Consider the following 3,951-nt stretch of genomic DNA (forward strand, 5'->3'; position numbering starts at 1 on the left):
GATCTCCACCTGGCTCACCGACTCGCCCCGGATGGCGCGCGCCAGGGGCAGGTCCTCCGGGGGATAGGGCGTGCGCTGGTCCGGGAGGAAGAGCCCGTAGTGCTCCGACCACTGGGAGAGGGCCGTGTCCTCGACACTCACGCCCAGCAGCTGCGCCGCGGTGGGGTTGACGAAGACGAACCGGCCGCGCGTGTCCGCCACCGTCACACCCTCCGCCATGCTGGTGACGACGGCCTCGAAGAGGCACTCGTCCTCCTCGCCGGGCGCACCCTTCCCGACGTGGAGGGGCAGGCAGGGAGTGTCGCTCGAAGAGGGCATGGCGAGGAGACGATGAGTCGGCGGGTCGCTCGCCCCCCGCGCGCGACACCTGGGTCAACGATGCGTGCGCCCCACGTCGCCGCCAACCCACACCCCAGTCCCAGGTCGGCCTGCTCGCCAGGCCCCGAAGACGGGTCCGGGCGCCAGGACGCTCTCCGCCGGGTGCACACCCTTCCCCGACAATCCGCGTCCCAGGGTGACTTGTCGCGTCAGGGCGTTTGATGTTCCGGGAGGACCCGCCGAGAATGCCCACCACCCATCGAAAGCGACAGGAAGGGGGAGGACGGAATGTACGTGTCTCGCAAATCGGTCTGGGGCCGCACCAGCGCGATGCTGGCGCTCGCGCTCAGTCTCACCGTGTTCGGCTGTACCGGAGATGACAATGACGACAAGCCCGACGGGGGAGGGACGCCCGATGCGGGAGAGCAGCCCGAGCCCGATGCGGGCCCGCCTGTCACCGCCACCCTCAGCGGCAGGGTGACGTACGACTTCGTCCCGGCCACCCTCACGGGCCCCGGCAGCGGCGCGCTGGCCTTCGCGCAGACGAGCGTGAGGCCCGTGCGCAACGCCACCGTCCAGGTGAGGCGAGGCGCCGTCATCCTCAGCACCGCATCGACGGACGGGAACGGGCGCTACCAGCTCACCTACACCGCGGGCACCGGCGCCAACCTGACGGTGGCGACCCTGGCCAAGACGACCACACCGTCCATCCAGGTGGAGGACAACACGGCGGGCAACGCCATCTGGGCCGTGTCCGCCACCATCACCGGCGGCGCCACGAGCAGGGACTTGCATGCGGGCCACGGCTGGACGGGCTCCTCCTACAACGCGGCCCAGCGCGTCGCCGCGCCCTTCGCCATCCTGGACACCATGTACACCGCGTCACAGGCCTTCCTGGCCGTGCGCACGGTCCCCTTTCCGCCGCTCAAGGTGAACTGGAGCCCGAACAACATCGGGGAGCGCAACAGCAGCGGCGACACCTCCACCGGGCAGATCGGCACCTCGCACTTCTCTCCCTCGGAGAATGAAATCTACGTGCTGGGCAAGGAGGGCGCGGACACCGACGAGTTCGACGACCACGTCATCGCTCACGAGTGGGGGCACTTCTTCGAGTCCAACCTCTCCCGCGCGGACAACCCGGGTGGCCCGCACACCGGCGGCGACGTGCTGGACCCGCGCATCGCCTTCGGCGAGGGCTACGGCAACGCGCTCTCCGCCATCCTCCTGCCGGACCCCCTCTACGTCGACACCCTCTGGCAAGGGGGCCGGCAGACGGCCTTCGGCTTCAACATGGAGACGGCGCCCTCCTCCCCGGATGACCCGACGCCGGGCGTCTTCTCGGAGTTCACCGTCATGCGGCTGCTCTACGACATCTTCGACGCGTCGACCGCGGCCGAGGCTTCGTATGACCAGGTGAACGTCGGCCTGGGCACGCTGTACGACGTGCTGGTGGGACCGCAGAAGACGACGCCCGCGCTGACGACCATCGGCTCCTTCATCCACGGGCTCAAGGCGCAGCCGGGCGTCAACGCGGCGGCCCTGGACACGCTGGCGGCCCACTATCAGATCGGCTCGATTCGCTCCGCCTTCGGCGAGGGCGATACCCGGCTGGCGGCCATGTACACGAACGTGGCGTCCCTGCCGTACAGCGGCAGCGGCACCCTCACGGGCGGCGAGCCGTCCAACCAGCAGCAGCAGAACCGGTACTACGTCTTCAACGGCACGGGCAGGACGGTGAACATCTCCGCCAACTCGAGCGAGGACGTGGCCATCCGGGCCCTCCAGCAGGGCACCGAAGCGGGCTTCGCCGACAGGTTCCTCAGCGGCACGGAGTCCTTCACCTTCTCCAGCCAGGCGGGCCGTCAATACGTGCTGATTGTGACGGGCTTCAAGAGCACCACGGGCACGTACAACTACTCCGTCTCCATCACCAGCCCATGAACGGACCTCGCCTCTTCCAGCCTCCCCCAGGAGTTCTCATGAATCGCATCGCACCCGCGGTCCTCTCCGGCCTCCTCGCGCTCCTGGCGCCGGTGGCCTGCACCTCTCCGGCGAAGAGCAGCCCCGCCGGGAGCGGCTCGGCGGACACCTCGTCGCACGCGAGCGGGGCCAGCTCCGCCAAGCTCAGCGCGCCCGTGGAGGTGGACGCCCAGGTGGACGGCGACAAGGCCACCATCACCCTGCGCTTCCAGGGCCCCGCGGACGACGTCCAGGTGAGCCTCTCCGGTGTGGACGGGCTGCGCGTGACGAGCGACACCACGCCCCTGCGAGGAGCCCGCTTCGAGCAGGCCACCACCAGGACGCTCGACGTGGACTTCGCCCCCGGAGACGGGCGCTCGCACCTCGTCGTCACCGTCAGCGGCACCTTCCGAGGCGCGCCGATGGCGAAGGTGGCCACCTTCTCCGTGGGCAAGCCCAGCGCGGAGCAGCAGAAGACCCAGGGTGAAGTGGTGACGGGGGACGACGGCCAGCCCATCAAGCTGATGCCCTCGTCCGACAGCGCGCGGTAGCTCACGCGCGGCGGGCCTCTCCAGGCCCTGAAAAGAACCGCGGGGAGCGCGCCCCCTCGACGCGCTCCCCGCCGTATGGACTGCTCAAAATCGAACTTCCGGTCCAACCTCGGGCACGCCCCTCGGCATGCCCTCCGGAAGCCACGCCCCTCCCCAGGGGCGCCCCCTCGCAAGGTCAGAGGCGAGCCCCCCGGCGCGCCTCGTTCCCCCCTCGAACGCAGTGCGTTCGAAAACTCGAGTGCCGGCAAGCCGCCCGGACACTCCCCCCACCCGCCTTTCAGACGCTCTGCGTCTGAACCCCTTGGACACCCCGGCTCTGCCCGGATGTCCCCACCTTTCGAAATATCCAAACGCGACGCGCGGGAATCCTTGAGCGAGGGATTTCCGGGGCGATTTTCCGGCGCGGGCGCTCAGTCCTTGCGGCGCTTGGAGCGGGAGCTTTCCCACCCCATCACCGTGCGGCCCTTCTCGACCTTGCGCTGCTCGCGCTGCGCGGCGGGGCTCGTCTGCCGCGACTGGAAGGCCTTCTCCCGCTGCAGCTTCTCGAAGTTCGAGAGTCGCTCCGGGGGGAGCGTTCCGGCCTGGAGGGCGGCGCGAACGGCGCAGCCCGGCTCGTTCTGGTGCGTGCAGTCGCGGAAGCGGCAGCCGTCGGCCAGCTCGAGGATGTCGGCGAAGGTCTGCTCTATCGCCTCCTCCTCGTCCCCCATCAGCCCCAGCTCGCGCATCCCAGGGCCGTCGATGAGCAGTCCGCCATGGGGCAGGAGGAACAGCTCGCGGTGCGTCGTCGTGTGACGCCCCTTGTCATCCTCCACGCGGACCGCCTGGGTGGCCAGGCGCTCTTCGCCCAGCAGCCGGTTGACGAGGGTGGACTTGCCCACGCCGGAGGAGCCCAGCAGCGCGCCCGTCTTGCCGGAGGGCATGAGCGCCCGCACCGCGTCGAGCCCCTCGCCGGTCCATGAGCTCATCGCGAGCACGGGGACGCCGGGGGCGAGCGCCTCCACCTCCTGGACGAGCGCTGTCGCGTCATCGTGGAGGTCCACCTTGGTGAGCAGCACCGCGGGGGCGGCGCCGCTGCTCCAGGCCAGGGTGAGCGCGCGTTCGATGCGGCGGGGATTGAAGTTCC

At 70.0% G+C, this 3,951-nt stretch carries 4 protein-coding genes; 2 read left to right on the forward strand and 2 right to left on the reverse strand.

All coding sequences use genetic code 11. The features are described 5' to 3' along the window. The coding region (locus tag ACN469_RS43440; protein WP_498778286.1) for a PAS domain-containing protein at window positions 1-318 on the reverse strand (318 nt) is incomplete at its 3' end. Between the two features lie 288 nt (window positions 319-606). Here ACN469_RS43440 and ACN469_RS43445 point away from each other — a divergent pair. Then, window positions 607-2,259, forward strand: a complete 1,653-nt coding sequence (locus ACN469_RS43445) for a hypothetical protein (protein WP_498778288.1) — start codon at window positions 607-609, stop codon at window positions 2,257-2,259. Window positions 2,260-2,297: 38 nt separating this feature from the next. Further along, window positions 2,298-2,828: a hypothetical protein gene (locus tag ACN469_RS43450; protein ID WP_498778289.1), complete on the forward strand. Its 531-nt coding sequence runs from the start codon at window positions 2,298-2,300 to the stop codon at window positions 2,826-2,828. 410 nt (window positions 2,829-3,238) lie between these two features. On the opposite strand, the gene rsgA is transcribed toward ACN469_RS43450, so the two are convergent. Continuing rightward, the coding region (gene rsgA / locus ACN469_RS43455; protein WP_498778290.1) for a ribosome small subunit-dependent GTPase A at window positions 3,239-3,951 on the reverse strand (713 nt) is incomplete at its 5' end.

The organism is Corallococcus terminator (assembly GCF_049194865.1).
Lineage (GTDB): Bacteria > Myxococcota > Myxococcia > Myxococcales > Myxococcaceae > Myxococcus > Myxococcus terminator_A.